Annotated in this window: 5 protein-coding genes; 2 read left to right on the top strand and 3 right to left on the bottom strand. The window is 57.9% G+C overall.

Translation table 11 applies throughout. From position 1 onward, the window contains the following. Positions 1-516, bottom strand: a 516-nt coding sequence (locus JWQ24_RS27905) for a Ku protein (protein WP_366521471.1), incomplete at its 3' end; no start/stop codon positions are given. A gap of 284 nt (positions 517-800) precedes the next feature. Here JWQ24_RS27905 and JWQ24_RS27900 point away from each other — a divergent pair. Both JWQ24_RS27900 and JWQ24_RS27895 read left to right on the top strand, forming a co-directional pair. Next, positions 801-1,256, top strand: a complete 456-nt coding sequence (locus JWQ24_RS27900; protein WP_299815670.1) for a hypothetical protein — start codon at positions 801-803, stop codon at positions 1,254-1,256. A gap of 227 nt (positions 1,257-1,483) precedes the next feature. After that, positions 1,484-1,825: a hypothetical protein gene (locus JWQ24_RS27895; RefSeq protein ID WP_299815667.1), complete on the top strand. Its 342-nt coding sequence runs from the start codon at positions 1,484-1,486 to the stop codon at positions 1,823-1,825. Positions 1,826-2,067: 242 nt separating this feature from the next. Here JWQ24_RS27895 and JWQ24_RS27890 read toward each other — a convergent pair whose 3' ends face one another. Both JWQ24_RS27890 and JWQ24_RS28645 read right to left on the bottom strand, forming a co-directional pair. Next, positions 2,068-2,586 carry a hypothetical protein gene (locus JWQ24_RS27890; RefSeq protein WP_299815664.1) on the bottom strand — a complete coding sequence of 173 codons (519 nt, stop codon included), beginning with the start codon at positions 2,584-2,586 and terminating at the stop codon, positions 2,068-2,070. A gap of 48 nt (positions 2,587-2,634) precedes the next feature. Beyond that, positions 2,635-2,749, bottom strand: a 115-nt coding sequence (locus JWQ24_RS28645) for a DUF3734 domain-containing protein (protein ID WP_366521472.1), incomplete at its 5' end; no start/stop codon positions are given.

The raw sequence follows: 2,749 nt of genomic DNA, 5'->3' as shown, positions 1-2,749 counted from the left end.
AACTTCATCGCCATAAAAGTAGCTGTTGCAGAATGATTCCGTCGTGTCCTGCGCGAACCTGAACCATGTGCTGCTTCCCCTGGACACCCATTTCGCGAGCGCGCACGTGCCGCTTTGGCGCATGGCTTGAAAAAGAAGCTGATAAGGCTTTCCACCCCGTTTGTCAGGCGCGAGATAGTAAGCCTTGTCCATGTAGAACGGGTCGATCGCGTCGGTAGGCATGAAAGCCACGATATCAATAGTGTGGCTGGCACTCGCTTCCAGTGCTTCAAGTTCCGACGGTTCGAAGATCACATACTTGTCCTTCTCGAACTCGTAGCCTTTCACCATTTCGCTGCGCTCGACAACCTTGTTATCAGCCGGGCACACATGCTGTTGCTTCAACCGTGTCCCGCAGTCCTTGTGCATCAAATTGAAACCAACACCGGATTTTGACTCTGTCGCACTGAACAGTTTCACGGGGACGGATACCAGGCCAAAACTTAACGTGAGCGATGCTAGCGAACGGGGAGCCATCAAGTCTCCTTCGTGTTTTCGCCGCTAAGCGCTTTGAGCGGCGTGATCAAAGCTGTGAAGCAAAAACCTCACCATCGTGTGTCAAGCCGCGCGAAAACCTCCTGCCGTGTGAGCCACTGTTGTTTGCTTTGCCCGCTCACGGGCACGGTAGCCGCTCTGAACCGGTTATAGCTGGCAAACGGTCAAGCAGTGTCAAGCAGGGATCGGCCATCACAACTTTCTGGCGGGCAACGGCGCATGAAGAACGTTCCTTGCGACAGTTATTTCCCCCACAGGAGAAAGTGATGAAAATCGTAAAATTGCTGGCGCGCGCGTTTGCGTCGGGTACAGGCGCAGCGGTCATTTCGGCGGTAGTCGCCTCCCGTGAAGCCCTAAACAACGGAGCAAGCGGCGTGGCGCCGATTAACGCGGTCTCGCATTGCCTATGGCCCGCCGAAGCGTTTCTCGACGAGCAGCCCAGTGTTCGGTTGACTGGCACCGGCGCCTTCATATACTGGGGCGCAGGCATCTTCTGGGGGGTGTTGTTTGAAACGCTACTCGGCCGCCGTTCGTCGCCGGCGCGTATCGTTCGAACCGCTGCGGCTACGGCGGTCATGGCTTACGCCGTGGACTATCACGTTGTCCCCGAAAGGTTTACGCCTGGCTTCGAGGCACACATGCCGCCGCGCTCATTCCTACCCATATATGCGGCTCTGGGCGCGGGTTTAGCGCTCATCGCGCTTACCAGGAGGAAATTCTAAGCTGCCGCCGCGCGGACGTGCCTCGTGGACGCTGCTGCCGTGAAGGAACCGCGTGGAAGCCGCAGCGGAAAAACTGTTCGGTGCCTCTCACGACTCGGATTTGCTAGCAAAAAGCAGGCGATTGCCTCGCAGAGCACAAATCATCTGATAAATGTTTTCGTGAACGTTTGCGCGTTCTATACTGCAGCTCTCTCAGGTCCGGCGCTTCCTCCTCGGAATGCCAGACGTTGAAGCCGACCAAATGTGTCGGCTTTTTTTTCAGCCGCTGCGAGCCGCAGTGCCACGGGCCGCTCCCGTTCACATCGCCCGACCAGAATCGCAGCCTTACACGTATTGACTGCGATGCAGGGAATGAGGGCGATGACGCGGTATGGCGCTGCCGCCGCAATGACAATGTTGCAACACCCTACGCGAGCACGCGCTATTGGGAACTGGTTAAGTTCGCGAGCAACCACTGGTACGATCCGCGAAAACTCGCCTATTACTTCGTGACTGGATGTGGCCGCCCATCGACACTTGGGTGGCAGGCGGAGACAAATACGACTATTCCGCCAAAGCACTTCAACTAGTCGCATCCGGTGCGCTGCCCCCGCGCGCCGTGCCCTCCGATCAATTTGAAACGGAAACGCCGTCGAGTGCGTGGGATATGAGCCCGACGCAGACAAAGAAGGGACTGCTCGCCCGCCTGTTCGGACTGTAGCCTGACTCTAACCGTCAGATGCCCGGAGATCACCCGGCCAGCGGAGGCCCACCTAGACGGCCATTCCGGGACTCCAGTCAATCCCGTGTTTCGAGTCTAGCTAACCGCGTGCTAGTCCAACGAATTTCGTTTACTGGGAGTGCGTGCAGGGGTACGGAAATCGGACTTGAATACGACGCTTCCCGCGTTGTTCAGCTCAGCGTCGCCCGGCTCTACGATCGAGCATTCAAAGTCGGGATAGGAGAGGCGACGGTAAACGCTTGTCTCGAATAACTCGCCTCGAAAGCGCCTATAAAGCAGACGTCCCGAGAAATAGAAATGAGGTTCCGACTCGGACGGTGCGTTCGCTGGAACGGCGCCGCGGAACGTCGTGCGGGTGTCAGCCTGGAATGTGGTCCATAGTTGGCTGTGCGCTGGCAAAAGAGTGCCGCGCTCCACCGCATCTGTGACGGCGTAACACCATCCGGCTTTGGGCAGCGCGTGACGCGCGCCGATGTAGGTCCGCTTGATTTCGAATGCGCTGCTTACCACCTCGAAATCGCAGCCACACGGGTTCCGCACGACGAATGTGACCTTCGCCGGGACGCCCGGAATCACGCGTTCCTTGCCTAGGACTACCGGCAGGTTCAAGGCGTTTGACAAATCTACGCGGCGGACGGCTCAACACTGCCCATCGCGTCAGACCTTCCCATTCATTTGTTCGAGCGCTGCTTTGGCCGTTGCCCGACCGTGAGTCCAGTGCGTCTCGATGGCCGCTCGGCTGAACTGCCCGTCCTTAAAGTGCGAGCCCCGT

Origin of the sequence: Tardiphaga sp. (genome assembly GCF_028290495.1) — a bacterium.
Lineage (GTDB): Bacteria > Pseudomonadota > Alphaproteobacteria > Rhizobiales > Xanthobacteraceae > Tardiphaga.
This window is presented reverse-complemented; position numbering and strand designations above follow the sequence as displayed.

What these genes read in the sequence shown, in the direction of transcription:
- JWQ24_RS27900 (WP_299815670.1), top strand. Translation starts at nt 801, where the DNA reads ATGAAAATCGTAAAATTGCTGGCGCGCGCGTTTGCGTCGGGTACAGGC.